The 26,169-nt window shown below is 44.0% G+C and carries 28 protein-coding genes; 17 read left to right on the forward strand and 11 right to left on the reverse strand.

The window, feature by feature from the left end:
- Nucleotides 1-102: 102 nt before the first annotated feature.
- The 4 genes from M3636_RS01750 to M3636_RS01765 all read left to right on the forward strand — a co-directional run bounded on the left by M3636_RS01750 (nucleotide 103) and on the right by M3636_RS01765 (nucleotide 2,997).
- On the forward strand, nucleotides 103-720 hold the full coding sequence (locus tag M3636_RS01750) for a DUF2975 domain-containing protein (protein WP_128103023.1): 618 nt from the start codon (nucleotides 103-105) through the stop codon (nucleotides 718-720).
- Nucleotides 721-738: 18 nt separating this feature from the next.
- Entirely contained in the window at nucleotides 739-969 is a 231-nt protein-coding gene (locus M3636_RS01755; RefSeq protein ID WP_128103022.1) for a helix-turn-helix domain-containing protein, read from the forward strand.
- A gap of 471 nt (nucleotides 970-1,440) precedes the next feature.
- A complete protein-coding gene (locus tag M3636_RS01760) occupies nucleotides 1,441-2,022 on the forward strand; it encodes an acetamidase/formamidase family protein (RefSeq protein WP_251381116.1) in 582 nt (193 codons plus the stop codon).
- A gap of 114 nt (nucleotides 2,023-2,136) precedes the next feature.
- On the forward strand, nucleotides 2,137-2,997 hold the full coding sequence (locus M3636_RS01765) for a stalk domain-containing protein (protein WP_285858435.1): 861 nt from the start codon (nucleotides 2,137-2,139) through the stop codon (nucleotides 2,995-2,997).
- Between the two features lie 256 nt (nucleotides 2,998-3,253).
- On the opposite strand, the gene M3636_RS29420 is transcribed toward M3636_RS01765, so the two are convergent.
- Nucleotides 3,254-3,388, reverse strand: coding sequence for a hypothetical protein (locus M3636_RS29420; RefSeq protein WP_285858436.1), 135 nt, complete (start codon nucleotides 3,386-3,388; stop codon nucleotides 3,254-3,256).
- A 96-nt stretch (nucleotides 3,389-3,484) separates the two neighbouring features.
- Nucleotides 3,485-4,063: a TetR/AcrR family transcriptional regulator gene (locus tag M3636_RS01770; protein ID WP_128103021.1), complete on the reverse strand. Its 579-nt coding sequence runs from the start codon at nucleotides 4,061-4,063 to the stop codon at nucleotides 3,485-3,487.
- 137 nt (nucleotides 4,064-4,200) lie between these two features.
- Between M3636_RS01770 and M3636_RS01775 the strand changes: the two genes are divergently transcribed.
- Nucleotides 4,201-5,103 carry a CPBP family intramembrane glutamic endopeptidase gene (locus M3636_RS01775; RefSeq protein ID WP_251381118.1) on the forward strand — a complete coding sequence of 301 codons (903 nt, stop codon included), beginning with the start codon at nucleotides 4,201-4,203 and terminating at the stop codon, nucleotides 5,101-5,103.
- Nucleotides 5,104-5,352: 249 nt separating this feature from the next.
- On the opposite strand, the gene M3636_RS01780 is transcribed toward M3636_RS01775, so the two are convergent.
- Complete coding sequence (locus M3636_RS01780) at nucleotides 5,353-6,189, reverse strand: sulfurtransferase (RefSeq protein WP_251381119.1); 837 nt, start codon at nucleotides 6,187-6,189, stop codon at nucleotides 5,353-5,355.
- Nucleotides 6,190-6,266: 77 nt separating this feature from the next.
- On the reverse strand, nucleotides 6,267-7,211 hold the full coding sequence (locus tag M3636_RS01785; RefSeq protein ID WP_251381120.1) for a DMT family transporter: 945 nt from the start codon (nucleotides 7,209-7,211) through the stop codon (nucleotides 6,267-6,269).
- A 228-nt stretch (nucleotides 7,212-7,439) separates the two neighbouring features.
- Here M3636_RS01785 and M3636_RS01790 point away from each other — a divergent pair, with 228 nt between their 5' ends.
- From M3636_RS01790 to M3636_RS01800, 3 genes are all read left to right on the forward strand, one after another.
- The gene (locus M3636_RS01790) at nucleotides 7,440-8,339 is read left to right on the forward strand and encodes a polysaccharide deacetylase family protein (protein WP_251381121.1); all 900 of its coding nucleotides are present in this window, start codon (nucleotides 7,440-7,442) and stop codon (nucleotides 8,337-8,339) included.
- Between the two features lie 86 nt (nucleotides 8,340-8,425).
- Nucleotides 8,426-9,079, forward strand: coding sequence for a YkyA family protein (locus M3636_RS01795; protein ID WP_186323577.1), 654 nt, complete (start codon nucleotides 8,426-8,428; stop codon nucleotides 9,077-9,079).
- A gap of 139 nt (nucleotides 9,080-9,218) precedes the next feature.
- On the forward strand, nucleotides 9,219-10,133 hold the full coding sequence (locus M3636_RS01800) for a hypothetical protein (RefSeq protein WP_251381122.1): 915 nt from the start codon (nucleotides 9,219-9,221) through the stop codon (nucleotides 10,131-10,133).
- A gap of 163 nt (nucleotides 10,134-10,296) precedes the next feature.
- Here the strand turns inward: M3636_RS01800 and M3636_RS01805 are convergent, their stop codons facing one another.
- Nucleotides 10,297-11,469 carry a mannitol-1-phosphate 5-dehydrogenase gene (locus M3636_RS01805; RefSeq protein ID WP_251381123.1) on the reverse strand — a complete coding sequence of 391 codons (1,173 nt, stop codon included), beginning with the start codon at nucleotides 11,467-11,469 and terminating at the stop codon, nucleotides 10,297-10,299.
- 50 nt (nucleotides 11,470-11,519) lie between these two features.
- A complete protein-coding gene (locus M3636_RS01810; RefSeq protein ID WP_128103015.1) occupies nucleotides 11,520-12,188 on the reverse strand; it encodes an HAD family hydrolase in 669 nt (222 codons plus the stop codon).
- A gap of 527 nt (nucleotides 12,189-12,715) precedes the next feature.
- Here M3636_RS01810 and M3636_RS01815 point away from each other — a divergent pair.
- Nucleotides 12,716-13,651: an ADP-ribosylglycohydrolase family protein gene (locus M3636_RS01815; RefSeq protein ID WP_251381124.1), complete on the forward strand. Its 936-nt coding sequence runs from the start codon at nucleotides 12,716-12,718 to the stop codon at nucleotides 13,649-13,651.
- Nucleotides 13,652-13,678: 27 nt separating this feature from the next.
- On the opposite strand, the gene M3636_RS01820 is transcribed toward M3636_RS01815, so the two are convergent.
- Together M3636_RS01820 and M3636_RS01825 are read right to left on the reverse strand one after the other, a co-directional pair.
- Nucleotides 13,679-14,098: a hypothetical protein gene (locus M3636_RS01820; protein ID WP_251381125.1), complete on the reverse strand. Its 420-nt coding sequence runs from the start codon at nucleotides 14,096-14,098 to the stop codon at nucleotides 13,679-13,681.
- 81 nt (nucleotides 14,099-14,179) lie between these two features.
- Nucleotides 14,180-14,965: a hypothetical protein gene (locus M3636_RS01825; RefSeq protein WP_251381126.1), complete on the reverse strand. Its 786-nt coding sequence runs from the start codon at nucleotides 14,963-14,965 to the stop codon at nucleotides 14,180-14,182.
- A 264-nt stretch (nucleotides 14,966-15,229) separates the two neighbouring features.
- On the opposite strand from M3636_RS01825, the gene M3636_RS01830 reads away from it, so the two are divergent.
- The 3 genes from M3636_RS01830 to M3636_RS01840 all read left to right on the forward strand — a co-directional run bounded on the left by M3636_RS01830 (nucleotide 15,230) and on the right by M3636_RS01840 (nucleotide 18,014).
- Entirely contained in the window at nucleotides 15,230-16,474 is a 1,245-nt protein-coding gene (locus M3636_RS01830; protein ID WP_251381127.1) for an MFS transporter, read from the forward strand.
- A gap of 365 nt (nucleotides 16,475-16,839) precedes the next feature.
- Nucleotides 16,840-17,577 (forward strand): tRNA(His) guanylyltransferase Thg1 family protein, encoded by a 738-nt coding sequence (locus M3636_RS01835; RefSeq protein WP_251381128.1) that lies wholly within the window; start codon nucleotides 16,840-16,842, stop codon nucleotides 17,575-17,577.
- A 2-nt stretch (nucleotides 17,578-17,579) separates the two neighbouring features.
- Nucleotides 17,580-18,014 (forward strand): AAA family ATPase, encoded by a 435-nt coding sequence (locus M3636_RS01840; protein ID WP_251381129.1) that lies wholly within the window; start codon nucleotides 17,580-17,582, stop codon nucleotides 18,012-18,014.
- 97 nt (nucleotides 18,015-18,111) lie between these two features.
- On the opposite strand, the gene sigK is transcribed toward M3636_RS01840, so the two are convergent.
- Entirely contained in the window at nucleotides 18,112-18,813 is a 702-nt protein-coding gene (gene sigK, locus M3636_RS01845; RefSeq protein WP_056695710.1) for an RNA polymerase sporulation sigma factor SigK, read from the reverse strand.
- 272 nt (nucleotides 18,814-19,085) lie between these two features.
- Between sigK and M3636_RS01850 the strand changes: the two genes are divergently transcribed.
- On the forward strand, nucleotides 19,086-20,447 hold the full coding sequence (locus M3636_RS01850; RefSeq protein ID WP_251382468.1) for an amino acid permease: 1,362 nt from the start codon (nucleotides 19,086-19,088) through the stop codon (nucleotides 20,445-20,447).
- Between the two features lie 416 nt (nucleotides 20,448-20,863).
- Here M3636_RS01850 and M3636_RS01855 read toward each other — a convergent pair whose 3' ends face one another.
- Complete coding sequence (locus M3636_RS01855; RefSeq protein ID WP_251381130.1) at nucleotides 20,864-21,931, reverse strand: ABC transporter substrate-binding protein; 1,068 nt, start codon at nucleotides 21,929-21,931, stop codon at nucleotides 20,864-20,866.
- 130 nt (nucleotides 21,932-22,061) lie between these two features.
- On the opposite strand from M3636_RS01855, the gene M3636_RS01860 reads away from it, so the two are divergent.
- The 3 genes from M3636_RS01860 (at nucleotide 22,062) to M3636_RS01870 (ending at nucleotide 24,574) form a co-directional block, all read left to right on the forward strand.
- Nucleotides 22,062-23,171: a FecCD family ABC transporter permease gene (locus M3636_RS01860; RefSeq protein ID WP_251381131.1), complete on the forward strand. Its 1,110-nt coding sequence runs from the start codon at nucleotides 22,062-22,064 to the stop codon at nucleotides 23,169-23,171.
- A gap of 2 nt (nucleotides 23,172-23,173) precedes the next feature.
- Nucleotides 23,174-23,941: an ABC transporter ATP-binding protein gene (locus tag M3636_RS01865; protein WP_128103006.1), complete on the forward strand. Its 768-nt coding sequence runs from the start codon at nucleotides 23,174-23,176 to the stop codon at nucleotides 23,939-23,941.
- Nucleotides 23,942-24,010: 69 nt separating this feature from the next.
- Complete coding sequence (locus M3636_RS01870; protein WP_251381132.1) at nucleotides 24,011-24,574, forward strand: nitroreductase family protein; 564 nt, start codon at nucleotides 24,011-24,013, stop codon at nucleotides 24,572-24,574.
- A gap of 307 nt (nucleotides 24,575-24,881) precedes the next feature.
- On the opposite strand, the gene M3636_RS01875 is transcribed toward M3636_RS01870, so the two are convergent.
- Nucleotides 24,882-25,460 carry a DUF421 domain-containing protein gene (locus M3636_RS01875; RefSeq protein WP_128103004.1) on the reverse strand — a complete coding sequence of 193 codons (579 nt, stop codon included), beginning with the start codon at nucleotides 25,458-25,460 and terminating at the stop codon, nucleotides 24,882-24,884.
- A gap of 206 nt (nucleotides 25,461-25,666) precedes the next feature.
- Here M3636_RS01875 and M3636_RS01880 point away from each other — a divergent pair, with 206 nt between their 5' ends.
- Nucleotides 25,667-26,089: a hypothetical protein gene (locus M3636_RS01880; protein WP_251381133.1), complete on the forward strand. Its 423-nt coding sequence runs from the start codon at nucleotides 25,667-25,669 to the stop codon at nucleotides 26,087-26,089.
- Nucleotides 26,090-26,169 lie beyond the last annotated feature (80 nt).

A 26,169-nucleotide genomic window follows, 5' to 3' on the forward strand; every position in this document is an offset into this window, starting at 1 on the left:
GTTTTTCGTTAATAGTTTAATGTTTATCATTAAATTTATATTGTTTTTCGTGAATTTATGATTTAGTATATATTGTAAGCTCACATGGAAAGGAGATTGTTCATGAACGGAATTGAATTTAGAGCCAAGCCTGGCCTCAAAAGAATGCACGTCGCACTTATGATCGGATATTGGGGAGGAATTGCGCTACTCGTTGCGTTAGTCTGTTATAAACTATGGATCGGATTAAAGCCTCAGGAGTTATTCACTGCAGAGAAGGGAGTTGCGCACTGGTTTTTTTCAGTACCATTATCGGATACTGTGACGAATAGTGTCATGGTGCCTTTCACTTATTTTCAACCGATCAATCCTGATATGTTCGATGCCAAGACGGCTTATCTGGTCGTCACTTTGACCAACACTATGCTTATTTTCCTTACTTACATCTACTCGATTGGCCAGATTCGCTATATAATAGGTAGCATACTTAGCGGAAGCAGCCCGTTTAGCCTGGCGAATGCCACTCGTCTAAGAAGGCTGGGAGTTGCCGTTATCCTGTATTCTTTGCTGGCGAAGCTGCTTCTCAACATTTTGATCTGCCTGTTCGTAACTCGTATCTTCTCCATTAATCTGGGCAGTATCTCTTTAATCGGAATTATCATCGGCATACTCGTGCTGTTCGTCTCCGAGATTTTCAAATATGGCGCTCTTCTGCAGGAAGAGCATGATTCGACTTTATGAGAATGGAGACTGATGACAGTGCCGATTATTATACGTCTCGACCGAGTTCTGGCCGACAAAAAAATGAAATTGAATGACCTGGCTGATAAGGTAGGGATCTCCAATGTCAATCTGTCCAATCTGAAAACGGGGAAAGTGAAGGCGATCCGCTTCTCTACCTTGGAAGCAATCTGCGAAATCTTAGACTGTCAGCCTGGAGACATTCTGGAATTTATTCCAGGCGACAACGACAACAGTGAAGTGGAATGAGAGTGAAAATTTACTTTTTAATTGTTTCGGAGTATCTCAGAGCACTATGTACCGAGAGGGACACCACCCAAGCCGAACACAAAGAACCTGCGCAGAGCGCGGGTTCTTTGACGTTATTCATGCCTGCAGCCAACGCATTCCCCTCATAACTAATTCAGTCACTCGGCCTCCGGAATACACCTTCATATTCGTATATCCTCCTTCTTCCAGTGCAATCACGTTCGGGTAGGTAATTATGCCTTCAACCAAATCTCCAAAGGAGTATCCTCAAGTTTGCTAGATGTATTTAAATTTTATATGTCTTAGATATGAAAAGTATAATGACATTCCATTTATTTGTATAAGTTTCTATTGATATATAGTTAATTTATGTAAAGTTTACTCACATAAGTGCATTGTTGTAAATATATTTATATGTTAGTGTGTATTTAAGTGTTAGGTAATATTACATAATGTGATGGAGGAGATGTAATGTTTATTAACCGAACGATTAGGAAATTAGGGGTTTCAGTTGGGATTGTAAGTATGTTTACATTTGCTCTACCTTCAGTGGGTTTTAGTATGCCGCTGCAACCAACAACCATCGATAAGGTAGAAGGCGATTATTATGTAACGTCTGCGATTGAGAACATTCGCTGGGGATCACTGCCTAATCGAGATAGCTCTCCTATTCTTACTGTACCATCAGGAAGTGCTGTAACATTTGATACGGTATCGCATGAGGGACTGATCGAGGATCAAGGGAGAAATCCAGTGGAGTACTTCGGCAAATATAGTATCTCGCCCGATGGCGTATTGGATGATGCAAAGGCAATTGCGGCTTCGGAGATTGAGCATGATTATGTAAAGGACGGACCTCATATTATCACTGGACCCGTAGCGGTTGAGGGAGCGATGCCAGGAGATGTTCTTAAAGTGGAAGTCCTTTCGTTGCAAACGCGAGTTCCATATGGTGTCATTTCTAACCGCCATGGTAAAGGTGCCCTTCCTGGCGAATTTCCAGAAAATACAGGCTCACAAGAGGGGGCTAGCGCAACGAAACCGGAATTATAAAATAATGTATCTATATTTACGCCGATTGAAGAAATCAACGGCAATTGGTATGGTTTATTACCAACAAAAGCTGGCAAGAATGTACGTTTCCCAATTAACCCGTTTCTAGGTGTTATGGGGGTTGCGCCAAATACCAGTGAAGTTGTGAGTTCTATCCCACCTATTGAAACAGGAGGGAATATGGATATTAATGAGCTAGGTGTTGGTTCAACTATTTATTATCCGATTCAAGTTAAAGGCGGGCTATTCTATACTGGAGATCCACACTTTGCTCAAGGAGATGGAGAAGTTGCATTAACTGCATTGGAAGCCTCCTTAAGAGGGACAGTTCGGTTAACGGTGTTGAAGAAAGGTGATCCGTCAATACCGCATCGTGGAGAATTCACGCAACCCTTTGCTGAAACGGAGGATTATTGGATTCCCATTGGACTGGATCCTGATTTGGATGAAGCAATGAAAGAATCCGTACGTGAATCGATTCAATTCTTATCCGATAAGCTTGATATGGATCGAAGTGTAGCTTATGCGTACCTATCGGCCGCAACGGATTATGAAGTATCTCAGGTTGTAGACCGAACGAAAGGGGTTCATGGACTCATTCGAAAGACCGATTTCCTTGAATATGTTGACGTTATAATGAATGTAGGCGGTACGTCAATCAAGCCAGTTGTTCATAACGATGAGTTCTACGTACCGATTCGAACCATTTCGGAGCTATTGGGTGGCACAGTAGAATGGGATCATAAGACGCGTACAACGCAAATCAAATTAGGCACGAAAAATATAAGTGCTCAAATTGGTTCAGATGTGTATTCAATTAACGAGAAACTAGTGTTCAATAGTAAGGTACCTAAGCTTTTAAATGGCGAAACCGTAGTTCCGGTTTCTGTTATTAATGAAATACTAGGTGCTTATGTAAACTGGACGACGATCGACAAGACGTTAACAGCCAATGTATCGTTAAGTACAAAGTAAATCGATTTCATTATTCAACCGTGGTGGACAGATGTCTAACGCGGTTTTTTGTTATCATGATCCCTACAAGCTGCCTTCTGATGTCTACTTTTGTATGCTTTGTAGCCATATACAACGATGTGTCTACGAAGGGTGAATGGGTCGATCTGCCGTTGAATCAAATGCCAGTTGGATATTGTTGTTGACTCCGAACATAGAAAAATACATCCCCGAGGCAGATAAGTCACCTGGCGATGTATTCAACATCAATACACTGTTATGCGTCTTTATTCGCTTCGGCATTACCTGTCGCCACCGTATTCTCCTCATAACTAATCCAGTCGCTCCAGCTGTAGATTGGTTTCTGCAATTGGTTACACAGCAGGCAGCTCTGGACCCAAGAAAATATCAATCCATGCACACCTTAATATGCACAGGCACGGAAAGCGTATTCTGCTTGACTCTGGCCAGCAGACGTAACTCCCCGATTTATACGTCAATCTTCCCTTTAACGTATGATCCAATTAATGTAGTCTTGTATCATTTCTTTGCTTCGTGTTCGATTTATCTTATCCGGCTCTAGATACAAATTGAGAGCCATTCCATTCATGAAGGCATACAATTTTTCTTGTTCTTTCTCTTCATCGGTTGTGCTCAAAAGACCTTCATTTTTCAAGTATATAATGCAATTCTTGATTGCGTTTTGGAGGTCTTCATAATTGGTATCGAACCCTTTTTGCGTTTTTCCATAGGCTGCAAATGCAAACCAAACCTCCATTTCCAATAATGTTTGTTCATCAGTCGGGACTAGCTCAAGCAAGTATTCAACAATTCTTTCTTGAGGCGCCAGTTCTCTTGCATTTAGATTTCTTAACCGAATAAGAACCTTTTCCTTAACTAACTCCATCGCAAACGCTAATAGGCTCTCTTGTTTTGAAAAGTAGTGTCTTAAGGCTCCTTGAGATAATCCGGCCTCCTTCGCAATCGTTCTTGAGGTTGCCTGATGAATGCCTTTCTCGCTAATGATTTTCCAAGTTGCTTCAGCGATAATATTTTTCATTTTCTCATGGTCTACGATTTTTGGCATACACACAGAATATCATATTATTTAACTCGAGTGAATTAAATAGACGATTAAGATGGAATGTGCTAAAGTTTATTTAACTCAACTGAATTAAAAAAAAGGGGCAAATGCCGCATGCAACTCAAAGGAGTGCAAAGGGAATGAACCAGCAATTTAAAGTAATGCTTCCTGCATGGGGAAAGGCAATTGGCTTATTGTGCATGATAATTATGTTTGCTGCTGTACTGTGGTTAGTGTGGACCGGAAACTTTAGTATAAGGTACACGGCCGACCATGAGGGAGTAATTCCAATATGGCATAGTTGGTTGCCGGCATTCCTTGGTATTTTGCTAATCCGTCTGATTCCTTATAAAAGTCAAAATCATACGTCCTTCCAACAAATGGAGATACCTCACTTGGTTGTTCAATCGATTGTGTTATTAATATCAGGTGTTTTATTTACGGCTGCTCTTGTAATGATAGACCCTCAACGATTACATTTCGAGCTATATTATTTAGCGTTCAAGTTAACGACACTGTTGTGCATTCCACTGATTTTCTTGCTAATTTTTCGCAAAACGACTGGCGCGCAGCAACAAATTATCTCGGCAAAGCCTCGCTCTCGCAGAAACGTCATTGCACCACTAATCATTATTGTGGTCTGGGGTTATCTAAAGTTCTATTCCCCAATTGCACAACCAGAAGGAGTAATTGAAGCAACTGATTTGACAGAATTATTTCTCTTGGTGTTCATTGGTTTTATGATCAATAGTGTATTGGAGGAAGTTTTCTATCGGGTATGGTTGCAGACTCGATTGGAGGCATTGCTTGGAAGATGGCCTGCCATACTAATGGTTTCAATACTATGGTCCATCTGGCATGTTGCCATTCAAGGTTATGGTCAGTGGGATATTGATGTGGCAACAGTGATTGCAAATCATGGGGTTACGGGTCTGTTTCTTGGTTATTTATGGGCCCGCTATCGTAGAGTGTGGGTGATTATCTTGGTTCACGGACTCATCAATGCATCCCCTCATGTTCTGTTGCAGATTTTATTTCACTGAGGGGAAAGGAAATGGATAAGTCTGCTTTTGCAAAAATGACTTTATCTCTCGCGTATTCCAGGATATTAACAAAGACATTCAAATTGGCTGCCTTCAGCCTAGTAGTATTTATTAGAGTGAATATGGCTTAACCTTCTGCATGTTGATCTCCTGTTGACGCTCATGCACTGTAAAAAATACACCGCCCCGGGCATCAGCCTGTATGGCGGTGTATTCGTCTTTGAGATACTGTAGACCCGTGTTCCGTACTTACTTGTCCCCTGTCGCCACCGGATTCCCCTCATAACTAATCCAGTCGCTCCAGCTCCCGGAATACAGCTTCACATTCGAGTATCCCGCTTCTTCCAGCGCAATCACGTTCGGGCAAGCGGATACGCCGGAGCCGCAATACACGATAATTGCACCATCCTTGTCCAGCTTACTGAAACGCTCTTCTAACACCTCAGTACCTGTCCAACGTCCATCCCAATCCAACACATCTTTCCAAAAGTAATTCATCGCCCCCGGAATATGTCCGGCCTTGGCATCGATCGGTTCCTCCAGCCCGGCATAACGACGGGCATCGCGGGAGTCGATGAGCACGGCGCTACCGCTTGCCGACGCTTGTTGCACATCCTCTACACTTGCCAGCATCTGTGGCTGTAAGTTCCACTCGAACGAAGATGGAATCTGAACCGGTACATCCGTTGTAACAGGGAATTTGGCATTCTGCCAAGCGGTAAAGCCTTCGTCCATGACATACACCTGTTCATGTCCCATATAACGTAGCAGCCACCATAAACGCGAGGCGTTCATGCCGCCTTGATCATCATAAGCGATGATACGGCTATTCGATCCGATACCCGCTTTGGCTAGACGACTTGCGAGTGAAGCCGAGTCAGGCAGTGGGTGACGTCCGCCATGGGCGGATACTGGAGAGGATAGATCATTTTCTAGATCGAGGTAGACTGCACCTGGAATATGACCAGCTTCATACGCCTCTCTTCCGGCATTCGGTTGACCGAGTAGGAAACGGCAATCCGCGATAACAACATCCGGTTCGTACATTCTGGCGAGCAGCCAGCGCATGGATACAATATTTTTCATAACAATACACCGCCTTAAAGAATGAGATTATTAGTGACGCATGAGTTTCATATAGCTATAGCATTGCCCGCGCTACTTTACACAACAGTTGGCTTAGCAGGGGTGTTCCCTACCATACTGTCTTCAGCAGGAGCAAGTTGGGGCTTCGTTTTGCCATATCGAATGAAGATCCATACCCCGAATAGGATGATTATACCAGCAGACATCTGCAACGTGCTAAGCGATTCACCAAGCAGCACCCATGCAAGCAGGGACGAGAATACAGGCTCCCCAAGTACCCCCATGGATACCGTCGTTGCATTCATATATTGAAGCAGCCAGTTGAAGAGATAATGTCCGAAGATTGTTGGCACAATGGCAAGCAACAGGAAGATTCCCCACTCGGATGCTGCATAACCGCCGAAGGCATGACCCTGGATTAGATTGTATATAGCTAGCGTACAGGCAGCGACGAAGAATACCCAGAAATTATAGGAAAAGGCGCTAAGCCCTGAGCGCAAAAACTGACCTAACAGCATGTGTACCGCTACAGCAATGGTGCCGAACAACGAGAGAATATCTCCTTGAAGCGCGGTTCCCGCTAACTGAAAATCTCCTGCGCCAATGGCGATGGAACCGAGGAGTGCGATACCCATTCCGATAATCATCATCCGGTTCACTTTGGCTTTGAACAGCCAGATGGAGCCGGCCAAGATTAGAATCGGTTCGAGTGCTAGAATCACGGTTGAGCTGGCAACACTCGTTAGGCGCAGAGATCCCATCCAGAGCAGGAAGTGAAGTGCAAGCATGACGCCAGATGCGACCAACAATACCCATTGTCTGACGTTGAGACGTAACATTTCATGTCTGTACTTCCAGATAAACGGAAGCATCAGCAGGTTAGTAAGGAAGAGACGATACATGGCGATTACCGCAACATCTGCGGAGGACCAGCGTACAAAGATAGAAGAAAAAGAGATGGCAATAATACCGACAAAGAATAACAGATAGATCGATCTGCCGGTATGTTTAAAGCTTGTCATGGGTGTAGCTCCTTCTTGAAGTCAAATGGCGTAAATGAATTCATTATACAGGAGAATGATTCCGCAGGAAATGCATCATGTGAAAATAGATAAGTAGATTGTAACCGAGCTTGTAACTATTCTGTCATTCTCCCAAAGGGCTTTTCTATTAATCTTCTATATAGAGACATGAAACGATATAATATACCAAGATTCGGGAAAAAATGAAATTAAGGAAGTGGCCTGGTAGTGAAAGTAGAGCAGACAGCGGGAAAGAACGGCGCGATCTCGCAGACAACAAGCCGAATGAAGACGCACAAACGTAGACGAATCCGGTATGGGAGACTTAGTGCAGCGTTGCTGATTCTGGTAGTGCTGATAACCGGTTTAACATATATTTTCATTGGAATGACACATTGGATCAAAGATTACGTTGCACCCCCACCAATCACGGCCATTAAGCAACCGACAAAGCTTGGCATGATTGCAATGACTCCAGATGTGAAGGAAGAGCCTGTGCGGTTCCAAGGTCAGGTTCGCAAGTTGGCATACATAACATTTGATGATGGACCAAGTGAACATACCGCCACACTGCTGGATATTTTGAAGCAACATGAGGCAAAGGCTACCTTCTTCATGATCGGACGACAGTTGAATCAGCACAAAGAGGTGGTCGAACGGCTTGTAAAAGAAGGCAGCTATCCCGGTCTTCATAGTATGACGCATAACTATAATAAGCTATATAAGAGCGGTAGCTCCTCGAATTTTGTCAAGGAGTTTAAGAAGGAACAGAAGATGGTGCAGGAGCTGATTGGTTTCACACCTCATCTGATTCGCGCCCCTTATGGGAGCAGCCCACAGATCGGAGAGAAATTCCGGGGAGACATTGCGGCAGCCGGTTTCAAAATGTGGGATTGGACTACAGACTCCCTGGATTGGAATCTGCCTGGACAGCCAGACAAGATTGTAGATCGCGTCAGCAATAGCGTGCATCGGGATAAAGAAGTCATTCTTATGCATGAACGTGAACAGACCGTACAGGCTTTGCCACGTATTTTGAAATTACTAGAAGATCGAGGGTATGAGTTCGAAGTATATGATCCGAGTGCGCATTGGATTGCTAATTTTAGCGGAGATACGCGTTTATAAGATGTGGTTGAAGAACACGTACTGTAGGAGAGCATTGGAACGTTTGAGATATGGCATAACAGATGCAAAAGGGAGAGAGTCGATCGGTGCTTGGCAGAACAAAAACAATGTGGACGGCAGTCAGTATAGGGCTGATCCTGCTTCTTACCGCCTGCGGACAGCCGCAGGAACCAGCGGCGAATCAGGTGAACCAATGGCTTCAGCATGATGAAGGGATTACTGAGATCCTTAAGGAGCTTTCCCGGTATGAGCGGGAGGACATGGAGTTATATACGGAAATTTTGAGTAAAGGAAAGAACAAAAACAGTGATATCGAGGGTCTGTTAGATCAGGCAGACGAGCACATTAATGAGCGTCGGAAATTGCTGGACGAGGCTGATTCGGTCATGAAGCAGACGTTGGAGCAGATCGATAGTCTTCGAACGTCTCTAGATGAATTGTCTTTTGAAAAAGAAGAGACGTTGGCTCAAGCACAGGCTGTGCTGGATCAATATCAGGTAAGAGCGGCTACGTTCGACGGATTCGTTGCGTCCTATCAGCAGAGCTTGGATGCAGAAGAAATGCTGTATTCAATGATGAGAGTCGATGTTAAGCCGAACCTTGTGAAGATTAAACGAGCGATTCGAGAACGGAATGCGCAATATGTGCAAGTTGCCGAGTTCAGGAAGCAGTTCAATCTCCAGACCAAAACGTTTAACAGTGCGAATGCCAAGCTTGTGGAGATGGATCAGGCAAGCTAAGCGCAGTGAGATGCTAGTCTGCTAGAGCATCCTTTTGATTGAGTATAACGTCAGTGGTGTAAGTACTAGTAAGTAGCTCAGTTAAATGTCAAGCAACATGGACAAGCATCATTGCGTATAAGCTAACGGAGGTGTTCATATGCGAAGTACAATGAATATTAGTGCATCAATTCTAGTTTTAATGATGGGGTTCTCACTCGTCGCCTGTGGTAACAGTAATCCGGCGGTGCAACCACCTACGAACAATACAGGGGAACAGACACCTGCGCCTGCACCGGAGGAGCAACCTGCTGAGGGTGATGTCATCGAAGCGGAAGGCATCCTTACAGGCTGGGCGGATCCTCATACGGTAGAGATTCGGGTGAAGGATGAACCGATGTCATTCCAGGTAGAAGAGAGTGTTCAACCCTTATTCGACGATATAGATGATGAGGATACTGTTCGTTTCAAGTATGTAGAGAGAACCTTTGCGGGAGATACGACGATCAAACAACTTGTGGTCAAGGAAATTACGAAGGTTGAAGTAGATGACGATGACAATGGGGCGAGTACAGGTGCTATTGGCACATCGAATCGTCCCAAAACATCCGAGTTAGAAGTGACAGTAGAAGGAATGACAGAGAAACGTCCAGTCACGCTGGCACAGGGTAATGGATATTCGTTGTATGTTTTTGAACCGATGGCATTCGACGCAGATGAGAATGAATTGACGATGAAGATTGATCCTGATTATGAGGTAGAGATTGAAAAGTTGCCTGCTGACTATAATCTGGATTTCTTGAAAATGGATGCAAAAGAAGAACTGTCAGAGACGGGAGAGGTTAAGGAATTAACAAAGAAGGAGCTTAGCACGGGATCGATGAATGATGCGCAGCTGTACATGATGTCTCAGAACGATAAGAAGACAGAATATTATATTGTGAAAGAGCTGGATGGAAACGGGTTTATCTTCCGTGTGAATGCACCTATTGGTGAGCCGTCTGAAGGGTTCTTGCCCATGGCATATGCATCTTTGAATTCCATCATGAACGAAGAGGTTTCTCCTCCTAAATAACTAACGATAGAAACACAATAAAGCCGGAAGGGACTATGCTTAAGAGCATGGGTTCCTCCCGGTTTTTTACTTGGTTTATATTTAAGGCCTATATTGTGAACTTATGCTCTATTCATTTTGAGAATGACCTATTCATGATGGAATGACATAGCATATGATCTGATCAAGTCAAAATGGTAGCTTCCTTGTGCCCTTTAATGTTTTCATAACGGGCGACAATTTGCCCATGAACGGGATGTGCGTCGGGAATACCCATGTGTTCGCGAATAAAGGCAGAGACGCCGTCCTCACGAATCATGTGTTGGAGCTTCATGGCTTCCTCGTCTCGTTCGTCGTTGAACAACATCGCGGCTGCCATAGCGGAAGTTAAATGAGGGATATCTATTCCGAATTCGCTGGCTTGTAACGCTGGGCGAACAAGCCGGTCGTAAGGCGATAACTTGCGAAGAGGTGAGCGGCCGACCCGGGTCACCTGATCTGTCAGGTTCGGATTGGCAAAGCGTTCAAGAATGGTATCTATATACTTGTTATGCTTCTGTGGATCGAAGCCATGTTTCTGAATGAGCATAGCTCCGGTTTCTTCCATCACATGGCGGATTTTCGCACGAAGCGGTTTGTGGCTCATCACCTGTCGGATGGTCTTGAATCCTTCGAGATATCCGAAGTATGCCGCAACACAGTGCCCTGTGTTGACGGTAAACATTTTACGTTCAATATATGGCTCAAGGGAATCGACGTAATGTACACCTTTGATTTTCTTGAAACCATCCAATAGTGCCTGACGATGTACAACCCATTCGTAGAAAGGTTCAACCGTCACCTGCAAGGGATCTTGATGATCCTGCGCGGGAACAATCCGATCTACAGCTGCGTTAGGGAAGGCGATGTAACGCTCGGCTTTTGCGCGAGTTTGTTCATCGAGTAACGGATAGATACGCTTCTTGAGCCGAGTACTTCCTCCGATGGCATTCTCACATGCGATAATATGGAGCGGAGCAGGGTTACGTTGCTTCATGCGAAGGTAGATGCCTTTAGCTATAGGTTGAGCTATATCCTCAAGTGCTGACACACCTACTGCCGTTGTTATCAGATCAGCTGAGGCAATATGCTCGGCTACTCGATCCTGTTCGCCAATGTTGATGGCAGTTACGTTATTTACAATCGTTGTATCCTGATCGCTATTTGCAAGCGTAATTGGATACTCTTTTCTCTTTTGGAGCATGGAGATTTTCTTTGGGTTACGTGCGACAAAGCAGACTTCGTAATCGGAAGCGGACAACATATGACCGATAAAACCGCGGCCTATATTGCCCGCACCAAAATGTACAGCTTTCATGTGTGAACTCCCCCTTTTAATCATAGAAATGAAGCGGCATTCGTTCAGACTTAAACGGTAGCGACGAGTGGCTTCGAGATCAGATCATTAAATTCGAGGTCGGTTAAGCAGGATAGCCGTTGGTGAGGCATATCAAATTCAAGTGTCCCCGTAATGGTATTAGAGATAACGACACAGTGAATACCTGCCGCAGCAGCTGCACGCGCGCCGTTAGGTGAATCCTCAATGGCTACGGCTTCGTCTGCAGTTACCCCAAGGGCTTCAAGCGCTTGATTATATAATTCTGGATCCGGCTTCACATTGGCTACATCGTCAGCTGTACGGATTACTTCAAAATAATCTTTGAGCTTCAGTTGTTCTAGGTGTTGTTCGACCCACTCGCGTTTCGAGCTGGACGCAACGGCCAGTTTCAGTCCTGCTTCACGTGCTGCATCGAGGTAGTTCTGGATACCGGGTCTTACTTGTTCTTTGTTCATCAGAGCAGCGTGATGCAACTGAACGGATTCCCTGAACGCATCCCGATCAATCGGAAGATTCAAATCTGTTATTAAGTACTCATAGGGATTAAATGTTTTCAGACTGGTACCGATGCATTGTGAATACATCTCCAGGGTCAGGTCAACACCATGTTCCTTATAGGCGTCTCGAAATGCGACATACCATGCTGTTTCTGTATCAATAATCGTTCCGTCGAAATCAAAAACCAGTGCCTTAATCATAAATTTGTTTCCTCCTGTGTCAGAATTAGTTTTGGGTTGAAATAAAATGAAAAATTTCTGCAAATTCATTTCCTGTATTAATTAACCCGCGGCAAGTTAGTTGACGCAACTGATAGGTTAAAGTAATAAAATTGGAAATAAATATGCGCTGTATCTAATAAAACCGTAACATAGGACAAAGTTAGGGGTCAAGCGCGTTATGAATGTTTACATTGAAAATTTGCATATGAATGACGTGTTTTCAGAAAAATTGAAAAGTCATAAACCGTTATGCCTTTTACATGTAAGCGGTGTACTGAAAAAACGGAATTTTCAGTTTAAGTTTTTTAAACTTTTTTTATAGATAATCGAATAATTCAACCGTTCAACAGGTTTCGACACTTTTATAATAGAAGAAAAGCAATTGAATTAGGCGTAAATGGGCGTGAATTATTAATCTTTTTGCGCCACATTGAGGCTTATGTCAAAATGAAAGAAGTTAATTAAGAGTGAATGGTGAAAGGTGAAAGGAAGAGGAGGAATGGCAGATGCTTAATCAAGATCGCTTTAATGGTACGTTCATTGGACTTGCCGCTGGTGATGCGCTCGGTACAACGGTAGAGTTCAGTCACCCAGGTACATTTGAACCCATGACGGATATGGTGGGTGGTGGTGTATTTGAATTAGAGGCTGGGCAATGGACAGATGATACGTCTATGGCTCTGTGTTTGGCAGAAAGTTTGGTGCGAAGGGAAGAGTTTGACCCTGCAGACCAGATGCGAAGATATACGAACTGGTATCAGGTGGGCTATATGAGTAGTACGGGAACATGCTTCGATATTGGCGGAGCTACTCGGAATGCCTTGGAACGATTTGCAGTGACCGGAGAAGCATATAGCGGCTCAACGAATCCGAATACCGCAGGCAATGGCTCCATTATGCGTCTTGCTCCAGTGGCAATGGCCTATGCTAATCATCCGGAAGAAGCGGTTCGGTATGCCGAGATGAGTTCAAGAACAACGCATGCAACGACCGAAAGCGTAGAAGCCTGTGGTGTGTTGGCTGCGATTCTGGTGGCTGGACTTCAGGGGGCTAGCAAAGAAACCATGTTGTCACCCGTGACCATTCGTCAGTGGCGGGAATCGAAGACATTTTCCCCTGGCATAGAGGAAGTGGTGGAAGGGTCTTATCAACGCAAGGAGCCACCCGAAATTCAAGGGAGTGGTTATGTCGTTCGTTCGCTTGAAGCAGCTTTGTGGGCGTTCTATACATCTTCTACTTTTGAAGAAGGAGCACTCTTGGCGGTGAACTTAGGAGATGATGCGGATACAACCGGAGCTGTATATGGACAAATCGCTGGTGCGTATTACGGTCTCAGTGGTATTCCAATCCGTTGGCGAGAGAAGCTGGCTATGCAAGAAACGTTGGATGAGGTAGTGAATGGGTTATGGCACAAAGCGAATAAAAGCCAAAATCACGGGTAAGATCCTGTGATTTTGGCTTTGTTCGTGTTATATGATATCAAGCGTATAGTGAAGGTAGAAGAAGAGATAAATAACAGCGGCTCCTATTCCAATGCCAATCGTGGTTCTATGTTTCCTTTTAGCGATGGATCCCAGCCGTAGGACAAATAGAACAGGAAAGGCAATTGAAACAATCCAATGCGTTGGACGTGTATCTGGGTAGTCTGCATGTACGTACGTGGCGAAGATAATAAGTGCTAAATTAAACAGCTCATCTCTCTGCCGAATGAAGGTGGAGATTACAACGAGAGTGACTACGTACACAGGAATAATATATCCACCCAGCAATTGCTCTACCGCAGAACGGGTGGTCATCTGGTCTAACATGAATGAACTGAGAAGTAGGAGCCCAAAAGAAACAATGGTGAAATAATACCAAATTTTGTTCTTCAGAGGTTGAGTATTCATGTTAAGTCCCTTTCACGTTGGAAAATAGTAAGCCGTATCATGACTTGATTATTAATATTTATTAATCATTTCAACTTAATCTTAATAGATCACATGACTGGAATTCTTAGAGTACTGTGAATCGACGCTAACGTTAGCGTATGGGTATTCTGTCCAAGGAACCCACAGCGTGTCCTCTCCCTGTGAGGAGTTATAGCTAATAATTCTGGATGCTCCGGTAGATGCTTCAATCTTACGGATTGTTTCAGACGTCATATATGAATCAATCGTGTTGAGCACACCTACTGCTGAAATAATATGTCCAATCACAGGGAATTTGGCAGAGATCGGCCAGCCTAGTAACGCCGTCATCACATGCTGCCAAGTAGTCAGGTTTCCACGCAGCTTTTTGTCGATAATATCTGCTGTCACCGTAGGTGGTAAGTATTGTACTCGGTGAGTTGCGATATATCTACTTCCCAGATAAGACTGATAGTAATCCTCTCCACCTCTCTTCATTAATACTTGTTTGAAATTAGCAGTTGCGGCTTGTGTAGCCTGAGCTTGCGTTGTTATTCCTTCGTTAGGCATGGCGTTATATTCGTTCTCAATAAGGTTAGTGAAGTAATCAATGCTCTCTTGTGATGCATTCTGATTCTCAAGTTGTTCTCTAGCGATATCTAAGACCTCTTCTTTGGTTAGTTGCTTAGAGGGGTCGTTTGCTGCTTTTAAGCTTTGTGCTGTGTCCTCATCCCACCAATTCTCTTCGGTTGTTATTTCGTTGTTAACTGATTCTTCGGCACTTGCTTGGGGATGCTGGAAAGTTCCTAATACAACAGTGGCGAACATGACAAAAGCCAAAAATGCCTTAAATTCTATTCTTATCAATGTATAATACCTCCTTATGAATTCATACCAATTAAACATATACTAAGGAGTATTTCAACAAAAAATGGGATAAAAGGTAAGTCTGACCTATGCGTAAAAGAAGGATTTAAAACTAAAGTCCTACAGCCTACATACGTTCCTTATCGCCTTACGGAACCGAGATTTACTGTTCAGGAATTGAACAGAGCGGTATACTATATAAGTTGTGTTTATAGAGATGTTCAAGGTTTCATCATGTTAAACGGATAGGAGAAGAGACATCGTATGAGTAAGACAGAGAGCAAGAAGGCGCAGGCTTCGTCATCCCGTCAACAAGGCGCATTTCCATTGTCCTTGCTGTGCCTCACTGTAGGTGCATTTGCGATTGGTATGACCGAATTTATCATTATGGGATTGTTGCCTAACGTAGCGACAGATCTGAATGTAAGCATTCCACAAGCAGGGCAACTGATTACGGGATATGCGCTTGGTGTAGCTGTAGGTGCACCGATCTTAACGGTGTTTACACATAAAATACCGCAAAAGAGATTGCTTGTCCTATTAATGTGCATTTTCATATTAGGCAACGCTTTGTCTGTCATTGCACCAACCTATGGGCTTTTGATCTCCGCACGTATTTTGACGGCATTTGCGCATGGTACGTTTCTAGGCGTGGGATCGATTATGGCAACGAAGCTGGTTGCTCCAGAAAGAAGGGCAGGGGCTGTATCCGTTGTGCTTGCAGGGCTTACGATAGCGAATATCATTGGTGTTCCTTTTGGTACATTTATCGGACAACAATTGGGCTGGCGATCATCGTTCGGTGCAATAACTATCCTGGGCATCATTTCGTTAATTGGAATCATTCGCTTTATTCCGGTTATCCCGCAAGGTGCTCCGGCTAATCTGATGCAGCAGTTCCGCAATCTGATTCGTCCGCAGGTATTACTGATTTTGCTAGTTGGTGCATTAGGATGTGGCAGTCTCTTTGCTGTGTTTACCTACATTACTCCAATGTTAGTGGATATTAGTGGTTTTGCTGAGCAGAGTGTAACGTGGATTCTTGTGCTGTTCGGTGTAGGTGTTACACTTGGCAATATGGTAGGTGGGCGTCTGGCGGATTGGAAGCTGATGCCGTCACTAATGGTTAATTTCGGTATATTAGCGGTGCTTCTGGCCGTACTTACGTTCACGATCGAGAATGCTACTCTTGCGGTAATTACAATATTTTGCTGGGGTGTGGCTGCCTTCGGAATTATGCCAGGATTGCAGATTCGCATTATGAACCTGACGCGAGAAGCACCACTGCTAGCTACGACGTCAAGTCATTCAGCCTTTAATCTCGGTAATGCCTGGGGTGCTTACTTAGGTGGCTTTGCAATTACCCATACGGGACTGGGTTCCATACCGCTCTACGCAGCAGTTATTGCAGCCTGTGGATTGTTAGGGTTAGTGATTAGTGTAGGAATGGATCGCAGAAAACGATTAATCAATAAGGCGGAAATCGTAGAAGTTGCGTCGGCGAATTAAACAAGAAGTTTATGCAACTGGAGCGAGAGGGTAAGTTTAAGTGAAAGTGAAGTGAAAGTGTGTAAGTCCATATGATCGTTTATCAATCTGCTCGGTGAGCATAATGATCATTATCTAAAAGCAAAACCTCTGTTCACACATTTTGGATGTGGAATGGAGGTTTCTTTATATCAGGATAATTAAGAGTAAAAGTAAAGATTAAACCGGCATTTCAAAAGAAACACGTAGTTCGTAACCTTCTCACGTTGTATAATGAAGCAATTCATAGCTATTGATGAAGTTGCACATCAGACAATGGATGAACCAGCAAGCATAGACAAGACAACGAGGGTTAAAATTACATAGGTTTTGCAGGAGGGTAAGAGATGAGAAAAGATGATTTTGGAAATCGAATGAAGGGATATGAAAATACATTCAGACAATCCCTACCTCAGCGGCTGCCGATTATTATTCGAATTGATGGATGCCACTTTCACACGTTCACACGTGGCTTGAAGAAACCGTTTGATGAAGCGTTGACAGGAGCTCTGTGGGAGACAAGTAAATACTTGGCGCAGAACATTATGGGGTGCAAAATAGTGTATCACCAGAGCGATGAAATATCTCTGCTGCTGACGAATTACGATAAATTAACAACGAAATCATGGTTTGAAAATAACCTGCAAAAGATGGTTTCCGTATCTGCCTCGATGGCAACTGCCAAATTTAATGAAGTGATCCGAGATCATTATCCGGACAAGCCACTGGCCACCTTTGATAGTAGAGCCTGGGTGCTGCCACCGGATGAAGTGACTAACTATTTTCTCTGGCGACAACAGGATGCAACGAAGAACAGCATCTCCATGGTAGCGCAAGCTCATTTCCCACATAACGAGCTACAGGGTCTGGATGGCAAAAGTCTACAGGATAAGTTATTCCTTGAGAAAGGCATCAATTGGAATGACCTACCGATCTGGCAAAAACGTGGAGCCTGCATAACGAAGCAATTTTATAAAAAGGGTGAAGCTACGCGGAGCAAATGGGATGTAGATTTTGAAACGCCTATTTTTAGTCAGGATCGTGAATATATTAATCAATACGTTTATCTACAAAAGGATGAATAACCGTGGAGTGTATAATTTTTGTTGGGATACAGGCCTCTGGCAAATCAACATTTTATCAAACAAACTTTTTCAAGACACATATGCGAATCAATCTGGATATGTTGAGAACAAGGCATCGTGAGCAGATTTATTTGACCGCTTCATTTGAGGCGAAGCAGCCCTTTGTCATTGACAATACGAATCCTACGATTGAAGAACGCAAGAAGTATATTGATGCAGCCAAAAGAAACCGATTTAAGGTCGTTGGTTATTATTTTGAACCCGACTATGAGTTGTCCTATGCAAGAAATGAGCTGAGAGAAGGAACTGCCAAGATTCCCGAGGTTGGGCTCAAAAGCACACTGAAGAATTTGCAAATGCCTACATACGCTGAAGGGTTTGATACGTTATATCTAGTCAGATCCGTGGATGGGGAGTTTGAGGTTGAGGAGATGTAGTATAAATGGAAGGGAGCTATGGGCGCAGTTTTTACGCACCTGATAAGCTCCCTTTTGGTTACGATACATAACCCCACTTCAATGGTGAAGAGGAATGCTAACTCTTTTGTTTATAGAATTCATGATATAGCTTCATGAGTGCCCTTTTCTCAATCCGAGACACATAAGAACGGGAGATTCCCAGTTCCTTAGCGATTTCACGTTGGGTACGTTCTTCCCCACCTGCTTCTAGACCGAATCGACCAATAACCACTTCTTTCTCCCGATCATCGAGAATATCGAGATTGCGATAAATTTTGCTTTTCTCAATCTTGAGCTGCACCCGATCTACGACATCATCTGCTTCTGTTCCTAGGATATCTATCAGTGTAATTTCATTACCTTCCTTATCCGTACCGATGGGATCATGCAGAGATACGTCTTTACGTGTTTTTTTCAGGGATCTTAAATGCATCAGAATTTCATTTTCGATACAACGAGCCGCAAACGTAGCAAGCTTGGTTCCTTTTCCTTGTTGGAAGCTTTCGATAGCCTTAATCAAACCGATCGTTCCAATCGAAATCAGGTCTTCTTGATCCTCGCCTGTATTATCAAATTTCTTAACGATATGTGCGACGAGGCGCAAATTGTGTTCGATCAACAAATTTCGAGAATGGGCATTGCCTTCAGCCATGAGGCGTAAATGTTTGGCTTCGTCGTCCTCAGCGAGCGGTTGAGGGAATGCATTATTTTTGACATACGAGACGAGCAACGTCAACTCTTTGATAAATAGGGCAATTGCAGTAAACAATCCGGGCACAGATGACACCTCCTGCAGTTTTACAACGATCTGGCCTGAGCACATAAGGGAACAGGGTCGATTTATTGTATGTAGGCTGTTGCCCAGAAGTGCACGTACACGTGAAAAAGGGTTTGAATCTCCAAGCAATCATTGATATTTCTGCAGAAGGGATTCGACAGTCTTAAAAATAAAAAAACAGGGATTGTATTCTGCGGAGATTATTATATGATGGGGTATAACTATTTTTAGCAACTTAGAGAGCATGAGCAGAAAGAGAGTGGTTGAGTACGATGCAAGAAGAAACATTAACGCGGGGGTTAAAAAACAGGCATGTGCAGTTGATGGCCATTGGGGGAGCGATTGGTACGGGACTGTTCTTAGGGGCAGGGAAGACCATTCAATTGGCTGGGCCGTCGATCCTACTTGCCTACATCATAACTGGGATCGTGCTGTTCCTAATTATGCGAGCTTTAGGAGAGTTGTTGTTAAGCAATTTGAACTACCACTCATTTGTGGATTTTGTACGTGATTATCTGGGAGAGATGGCGGCATTTGTCACCGGTTGGACCTACTGGTTCTGCTGGATATCGATTGCTATGGCAGATGTTACAGCGGTTGGGCTATACACACAATTTTGGTTTCCGAACATCCCTCAGTGGATGCCAGGTTTAATTGCACTGGTTATTCTGTTAATCATGAATTTGGCTACAGTCAAATGGTTTGGGGAAATGGAGTTTTGGTTTGCTTTAATTAAAGTCATTGCCATTGTGGCACTCATTGTTATCGGAGTATTCATGATTGTCAGAGGTTTCTCCACAGATCAAGGGCCGGCGAGCTTCGCGAATATCTGGAGTCATGGTGGACTATTCCCGCATGGACTACATGGGTTCTTGCTATCGTTCCAGATGGTTGTTTTTGCCTTTGTCGGTATTGAACTTGTAGGACTTACGGCTGGGGAGACGGAGAATCCAGAGAAAGTCATTCCCAAGGCCATTAATCAGATTCCAATCCGGGTGTTGTTATTCTACGTCGGCGCCTTGTTGATCATTATGAGCATCTATCCTTGGAACGCCATTGTGCCGAGTGAGAGTCCATTTGTGCAGGTATTTGCCGCTGTAGGTATCGCCACAGCCGCAGGGATTGTAAATTTTGTCGTGCTGACGTCGGCGGCTTCAGCATGTAATAGTGCTATTTTTAGTACAAGTCGTATGGTATTCTCGATGGCAAAGGATCGCAATGCACCTTCTTCATTTGCACGTGTTAATCGGAGAAAGGTACCGTCTAATGCGCTGTTTTTCTCGACGTTAATTATTCTAATCGCGATTATTCTCAACTATGTCATGCCTGAGGGCGTGTTTGTTCTAATTACGAGTGTATCGACCGTTTGCTTTATTTTTGTGTGGGGCATTACCGTCATCAGTCACCTGAAATATCGCCGTACTCAGCCTGAGCTTGCTAATCGTGCAAAGTTTAGACTACCGCTTTATCCATTCTCCAATTACATCATTCTCGCTTTCCTGGTCTTTGTTCTGGTAATCCTCGGATTCGCTGAAGATACCCGGGTAGCGTTATTTGTAACGCCGGTGTGGTTTATTCTGCTGGTGGGCGTATATCTAGTGCAAAAGAGAAGACGTGGTGTGAGTAAGAGCTGATTGGTAGAACAGGGCGTAACGATAAGTAGGAAGTAAGGAATGAGGTAGCGAAGCGAAAAGCCTATCTGGAGTTAATAAGGGGTTGTCTCGAAAGTCGTTCATATGACTTGGGGCAACCTTTTTTGTTGAGCGCTAACCTCCATCTCTAAGAACTCAGTAGGCCTTATTGGCGGGAAAATTACATTTCGGAAAAGATAACGAATCGTTGACACGCTAATATGTCTTTTGGGTGCAAGAATTAGATCCATTCCGTGGTATTTCGTCATATAAGGTCAGACACGTATTAATATCCCCCAAAAAAAGAGCAGTGAGATTAACATCTCCTGCTCTTGTCATGTAGCGTTGCGTTGTCCAGCATATTAACTGATTGAATTTATTTCATAATGTATCTATCTCAATCGAGACGAACATGCTTGTTATTGAATTGGATTTTCATTCATTTGCTGTTGCATCTTTTCGATGCCATCAAGAATTTGATGTCCATAACCCCAGAACTGACCGAAATCAGTGACATAGATTTGTTTATTCTTAATCGCGTTCATACTTTGCAATGCAGGGTTAGCATACAGATTTTGAATCAGTTTGTCGATATCCGGGGAACCGGTATACGCAGACAGCAGCAGATAGTCCGGGTTAGATGTGATCAGTTGCTCTACACTGACTTCGCCCTGTACGCCATCAAATGTATTTTTCAATTTCAGCAGGCTGAGTGCATCCAATTGATACGTATCGTTTTGCATGCTGCTTACCGTAATGGAATCTTCTGACGCAGGTACGATGTAAGCAAACGTATGCTCAGGCTGATCCGCTACACTTGCCTTGATCGCCTCAGCACGTGCTTTCAGGCTTTCTGTGAAGGTTTTGGCATTTTCCTGTACATCGAAGATCTGTCCGAGCTGTGCAATATCATTATAGAGGCTGTCCAATGTGCCCTTATGGTTCGTCGTTTGCAGGAATGTACGGATATTCATGTCGTTCAGTCCATCCACGGTACCCACGCCCCAGTCCGCATCCGCGAACAGATCGCCACGACCCAACACGATATCTGGGCTTGCGCCTACGACAAGTTCTTTACCTACATAGTTTTCAGATAGGACTGGAATTTTAGCGAAATCGTCAGCAACATCTGGAGTTACAGAGCCATACAATGCAGCCACACCGACCATTTTGTCCGTTAGACCAAGCTTGATCAACATCTCAGCAACAGATTGTGTATTGGCTACAACGCGCTCAGGTGCTTTTTCGAATGTCTGAGATTTTGGTTTCCATTCTCCGCCTTCACCGGAGATACTGAAGTTCTCAATCGTCAGCGGATATGACGTTTTATTGGTATCTGCAGTGGTAGTGGTTGATTCTGTACTGGTTGTATTTTCACCTGATGCGGTTTGATCCGTGTTGGAAGTTGTAGCATTGGAACAGGCAGCGAGAAGTAGCAGCATAAGACTTAGACAGGTGATGAGTATTTTTCTGGATGTAAATTTCATAATGAAGAGAGCCCCTTTTCTGTAATGTAAATTGACAAAGATAATCATTCTCAATTATAATCCGAGAAAATACTTTGTAAATAGCTAAATTCTTTTTATTTTATTTTCGTAGGAAATGATGGGGGACAAGATGGCACAGACAGTTCAGCTTCAGACACCGCGTGTGGGGAAAAAAGAATCTCTTATTCACAGCAAATCCGGTTTTGCACTATTAATCGCGCTTCTGATTGGTGTGATGATTATTTCTGTTGGCATTGCCGTATCGATCGGGCAGGTGAGTATCCCGCTTGCTGAATCCTATCGCATTCTTGTATTCAAATTGACAGGATTCCAAATCGGTCAAGCACCGATTGAAGCCGGATCATTTACCGATATCATCTGGCAGATTCGTTTTCCGCGTGTTCTGATGGCTATGTTTATTGGTGCGGGTCTCGCGATGTGTGGTGCAGTCATGCAGGCAGCCGTACAGAACCCGTTGGCCGATCCATACATATTGGGTATATCTTCGGGAGCTTCACTCGGAGCAACGTTTGCGATCTTGATTGGGTTCGGTGCTATTAGTTGGTTAGGTCAGACGGGAGTAGCATTCTGGGCATTTGCTGGAGCCATGGGGGCATCCTTGTTGGTACTGACGTTAGCAGGTATTCGAGGCAAGATGACCTCAGTCAAGCTTGTACTTGCCGGGATGGTTATTAATGCGCTGTGTACAGCCTTTTCTAATTTTATTATCTATTTTGCTAACAACGCTGAGGGGATCAAAACGGTAACGTTCTGGACCATGGGAAGTCTTGCCGCCTCCGGGTGGAACAAGCTGCCTTTGATCGGCATCGTGGTGATCATGTCCATTGTGTTCTTCCTATTGCAGTCCCGTGTGCTGAACACGATGTTACTAGGTGATGAAGCAGCAGTTACGCTCGGCATTAACTTGAGTGTGTACCGTAGGCTATACATGTTATTAACGGCGCTGGTGACAGGGGTTATGGTGGCGAGCTGTGGCATGATCGGTTTTGTCGGTCTCATTATTCCACATATCGTTAGAGGTCTGGTCGGTTCAGACCATCGCAAAGTCATGCCTGTATCCGTGCTCTTTGGTGCGATCTTCCTCATCTGGACAGACGTTATTGCAAGATCTCTGATATCCAGTGTAGAGCTGCCAATCGGGATCATTACAGCGATGATAGGTGCACCGATGTTTATGTATATGTTAGTCAAAAAAGGCTACGGTTTTGGAGGAAACTAACCATGGAACTGAATGTAGAGAACGTATCCATCACGGTGCAGCACACAGATATTATCCGTAATATTTCTTTGCAGGTAAAAGAAAAGCAGTTCGTTGGCTTGATCGGACCTAACGGTTGTGGCAAATCCACACTGCTCAAGAGCATCTATAAGGTCATTAAGCCCCAGCAGGGCAATGTATTTTTGGATCATACCGATATATTGAAGTCCAGTCCTAAAGTCGTGGCTCGGCATATGGGTGTAGTTGGGCAATTTAACGAGTTAAGCTTCGATTTTACGGTGCGTGAGATGGTCATGATGGGACGTACCCCACATAAGAAGTTGCTGGAGACGGATAATGGGCGGGATCTTGAAATTGTCGAGCAGGCTTTGGAAAAGGTACATCTAACCGGACACGCAGACCGTAACTATATTTCGTTATCCGGCGGGGAGAAGCAGCGTGTTGTTTTGGCTCGTGTGTTGGCTCAGCAACCAGAATTTCTGATATTGGACGAGCCGACCAATCATCTGGATATTAAATACCAACTACAGATTCTCAATATTGTGAAAAGCTTAGATATCGGAATTCTTGCTGCGCTGCACGATCTTGAACTCGCCGCTTCGTATTGTGATCATCTCTATGTGGTGAAGCAGGGACAGATTGTGGTTCATGGTAAACCTGCTGATATATTAACCCGTGAGATGATCGGTGAAGTATTTGAGGTAGATTGTGAAATCTACCAAAATCCCGTAACAGGTGGGCTTGGGATTGCTTATCTAAGCACGCGGTAAGTTCAAGAGGAGAGATCATGTTCATATAAGTGTGACTATTGGACCATACATTACACAAGGAGTGAACTTATGGAGGTCAATCAGCTAACACCCGTAGCACAGACGATTACGGATCGCAGGACAATCAGGCAGTTCAAGAGTACTCCCGTTCCTCAGGAGCTGTTGCTGTCGTTGTTAAATACAGCCAACTGGGCACCTAATCATGGCTTACGTGAACCTTGGCGTTATATTCAATTCTCGGGTGATTCCCGTCATCTATTTACAGAAGCAGTACTGGATGCCTTGTCAGCCGACGACCGTCGTAGATATGAAGAGTCACGCAGAGCCGAGTATGCGATCATTCCGCTGCACTTAATTGTGGTCATGAAGGAAGACCCTCGTCCCAAACAATGGATTGAGGATTTTGGCGCAGTATGTAGCTGGATACAGAGTTTTCAGTTGGCTGCCTGGGAACAGGGACTTGGGGTTGTGTGGAAAACGAATGCGTACCAATTCTCTCCTAATTTCCGTGAGATGGCAGGGGTACAGCCAGGTGAACGCATCGTAGGTTTACTGCACATTGGTTATCCCGAAGTCATTCCTCAGCCGCGTCCGCGAACTGCTGCGGAAGACAAACTAACGATATTTAATTAGGGCGTGTCTCAAAACTCGCTGAAGTGCATCTTTTACCGCCTTTTCGCCCCCTGCTGCGTCACTTTTCCTTGACGTGCCCCTGCACGCCTGCGGAAAACTTTTTTGCTTGGAACGAAAATTCGTCAAAATCTGCTTCCTTCGGAGTTTTCGGACACCCCCCTAGCTGGAGCCCTATGGCTTCGGCTTTTTTCTGTTTATTAATTTTGAACGATACGGAGAAGAATGAAATGAACATAACAGCAAAAACCGTCCCGATTGCAATGTGGCATTGCTTTATGGAACGGCTCTATTTGATCAGACTAGCGGGTCAGCGTAGCATAGGATCAACTGGCTGCTGATGCTCACCATGGCTAACTTCATTGAAAATGTTTTCTGAATTATTATCCTGCTCTACTTTGGTATTCTGACCTTGTAGCAACAGCTCCAAATCTCCCATTGTGACGGGACGCGCATGTCGTTTCAATACATAACCCAATTGGCCGTTCGGCTCTACGGTTGCCATTTCCAAATCGTTTACACTAGAGATGCCAATCTGGCGAAGATGCATTTCTAACTGATCCACGGTATAACGCATTTTTTTCAGATTAGGAACAATGATCTTGCCGTCCTCGACGACAATCTTGGAGCTACCACTCATCAGTTTTTCAAAAAAATTAAACTTCATCTGAAGTACCTCCACAACCAGCAAAGTTGCAATAAAAACCGCTGCTGATCCAATGGCTTTGCCAAGCTCATGATTGGCAATGGGCTGTACGATTGTAGTTCCGATTGAAATCATAATAACCGTGGTTGCAACACTCATCTGTGAGATGGATTTCCGCCCCGCAATTCGCAATAAAAGCATGCCCACAAGTACAAGTAAGATCGACTTCCATATCCAATCCATGTACTCGATCTCCTTTCCATTACAAGTCTTTTCCATCATTAGGATTAGCGTGTTCTGGATAAGGAGAATTTATGCAAATGGCAAAATATCAAAATTCAATCAATCTGTTAAAATGAAGATAATATAACTTTGTCCGAAGCTCACAACTACTAACCAAGAGAATGATTAAATATACCCTAGCAAGAAAGGAGATTTCACCATCAATTATGAATTACGAAGATATCTGCAAATTACCTGATCATTGTGCTGCTGACTTTTTACATACGCTGTTCCATGATGCACTGCATGATTTTGAGAACGGTACAAATGATAAGCAAGAATTCTTACTGATCCTTAGCGAGCTAACTGATCGACAAGCAATGACGTATGAGTTACTAGAAAAGGAACTACGGGATGATATAGATCAGGTGCTTCGAAAGCTGTGGAATACGGACTCCTATGATGAGGTAGATATCATGCTATCCTTAATAGTGAATCTAGGGTTAAAAGAATGCTTTGCACAAGTTCAAAGTTCTTTACAACAGAACAGCAAGCTAGATCCAGCCATTCGCAGTGAGATTGAAGAAACCATTGCAGAGATTGGGGAACACATTGCCAATCCCCTTCATTCGTTAGAGAGATATAGGTGATAACCCCCAATAACTTTCAATCCACCCTGTAGATCGTATACAATAGGGTATTGAACGTAAGCGAATAAGGGAGCGGGTAA

This window comes from Paenibacillus sp. MER 99-2 (assembly GCF_023714095.1).
In the GTDB taxonomy this organism is placed as follows: Bacteria; Bacillota; Bacilli; order Paenibacillales; family Paenibacillaceae; genus Paenibacillus.

Excerpts from the sequence above, each read along its gene's own strand:
- M3636_RS01750 (WP_128103023.1), top strand. The coding sequence starts at position 103 with ATGAACGGAATTGAATTTAGAGCCAAGCCTGGCCTCAAAAGAATGCAC.
- M3636_RS01760 (WP_251381116.1), top strand. The coding sequence starts at position 1,441 with ATGTTTATTAACCGAACGATTAGGAAATTAGGGGTTTCAGTTGGGATT.
- M3636_RS01765 (WP_285858435.1), top strand. The coding sequence starts at position 2,137 with ATGGGGGTTGCGCCAAATACCAGTGAAGTTGTGAGTTCTATCCCACCT.
- M3636_RS01770 (WP_128103021.1), bottom strand. The coding sequence starts at position 4,063 with ATGCCAAAAATCGTAGACCATGAGAAAATGAAAAATATTATCGCTGAA.
- M3636_RS01775 (WP_251381118.1), top strand. The coding sequence starts at position 4,201 with ATGAACCAGCAATTTAAAGTAATGCTTCCTGCATGGGGAAAGGCAATT.
- M3636_RS01780 (WP_251381119.1), bottom strand. The coding sequence starts at position 6,189 with ATGAAAAATATTGTATCCATGCGCTGGCTGCTCGCCAGAATGTACGAA.
- M3636_RS01785 (WP_251381120.1), bottom strand. The coding sequence starts at position 7,211 with ATGACAAGCTTTAAACATACCGGCAGATCGATCTATCTGTTATTCTTT.
- M3636_RS01800 (WP_251381122.1), top strand. The coding sequence starts at position 9,219 with ATGCGAAGTACAATGAATATTAGTGCATCAATTCTAGTTTTAATGATG.
- M3636_RS01805 (WP_251381123.1), bottom strand. The coding sequence starts at position 11,469 with ATGAAAGCTGTACATTTTGGTGCGGGCAATATAGGCCGCGGTTTTATC.
- M3636_RS01810 (WP_128103015.1), bottom strand. The coding sequence starts at position 12,188 with ATGATTAAGGCACTGGTTTTTGATTTCGACGGAACGATTATTGATACA.
- M3636_RS01815 (WP_251381124.1), top strand. The coding sequence starts at position 12,716 with ATGCTTAATCAAGATCGCTTTAATGGTACGTTCATTGGACTTGCCGCT.
- M3636_RS01820 (WP_251381125.1), bottom strand. The coding sequence starts at position 14,098 with ATGAATACTCAACCTCTGAAGAACAAAATTTGGTATTATTTCACCATT.
- M3636_RS01830 (WP_251381127.1), top strand. The coding sequence starts at position 15,230 with ATGAGTAAGACAGAGAGCAAGAAGGCGCAGGCTTCGTCATCCCGTCAA.
- M3636_RS01835 (WP_251381128.1), top strand. The coding sequence starts at position 16,840 with ATGAGAAAAGATGATTTTGGAAATCGAATGAAGGGATATGAAAATACA.
- M3636_RS01850 (WP_251382468.1), top strand. The coding sequence starts at position 19,086 with ATGCAAGAAGAAACATTAACGCGGGGGTTAAAAAACAGGCATGTGCAG.
- M3636_RS01855 (WP_251381130.1), bottom strand. The coding sequence starts at position 21,931 with ATGAAATTTACATCCAGAAAAATACTCATCACCTGTCTAAGTCTTATG.
- M3636_RS01860 (WP_251381131.1), top strand. The coding sequence starts at position 22,062 with ATGGCACAGACAGTTCAGCTTCAGACACCGCGTGTGGGGAAAAAAGAA.
- M3636_RS01865 (WP_128103006.1), top strand. The coding sequence starts at position 23,174 with ATGGAACTGAATGTAGAGAACGTATCCATCACGGTGCAGCACACAGAT.
- M3636_RS01870 (WP_251381132.1), top strand. The coding sequence starts at position 24,011 with ATGGAGGTCAATCAGCTAACACCCGTAGCACAGACGATTACGGATCGC.
- M3636_RS01875 (WP_128103004.1), bottom strand. The coding sequence starts at position 25,460 with ATGGATTGGATATGGAAGTCGATCTTACTTGTACTTGTGGGCATGCTT.
- M3636_RS01880 (WP_251381133.1), top strand. The coding sequence starts at position 25,667 with ATGAATTACGAAGATATCTGCAAATTACCTGATCATTGTGCTGCTGAC.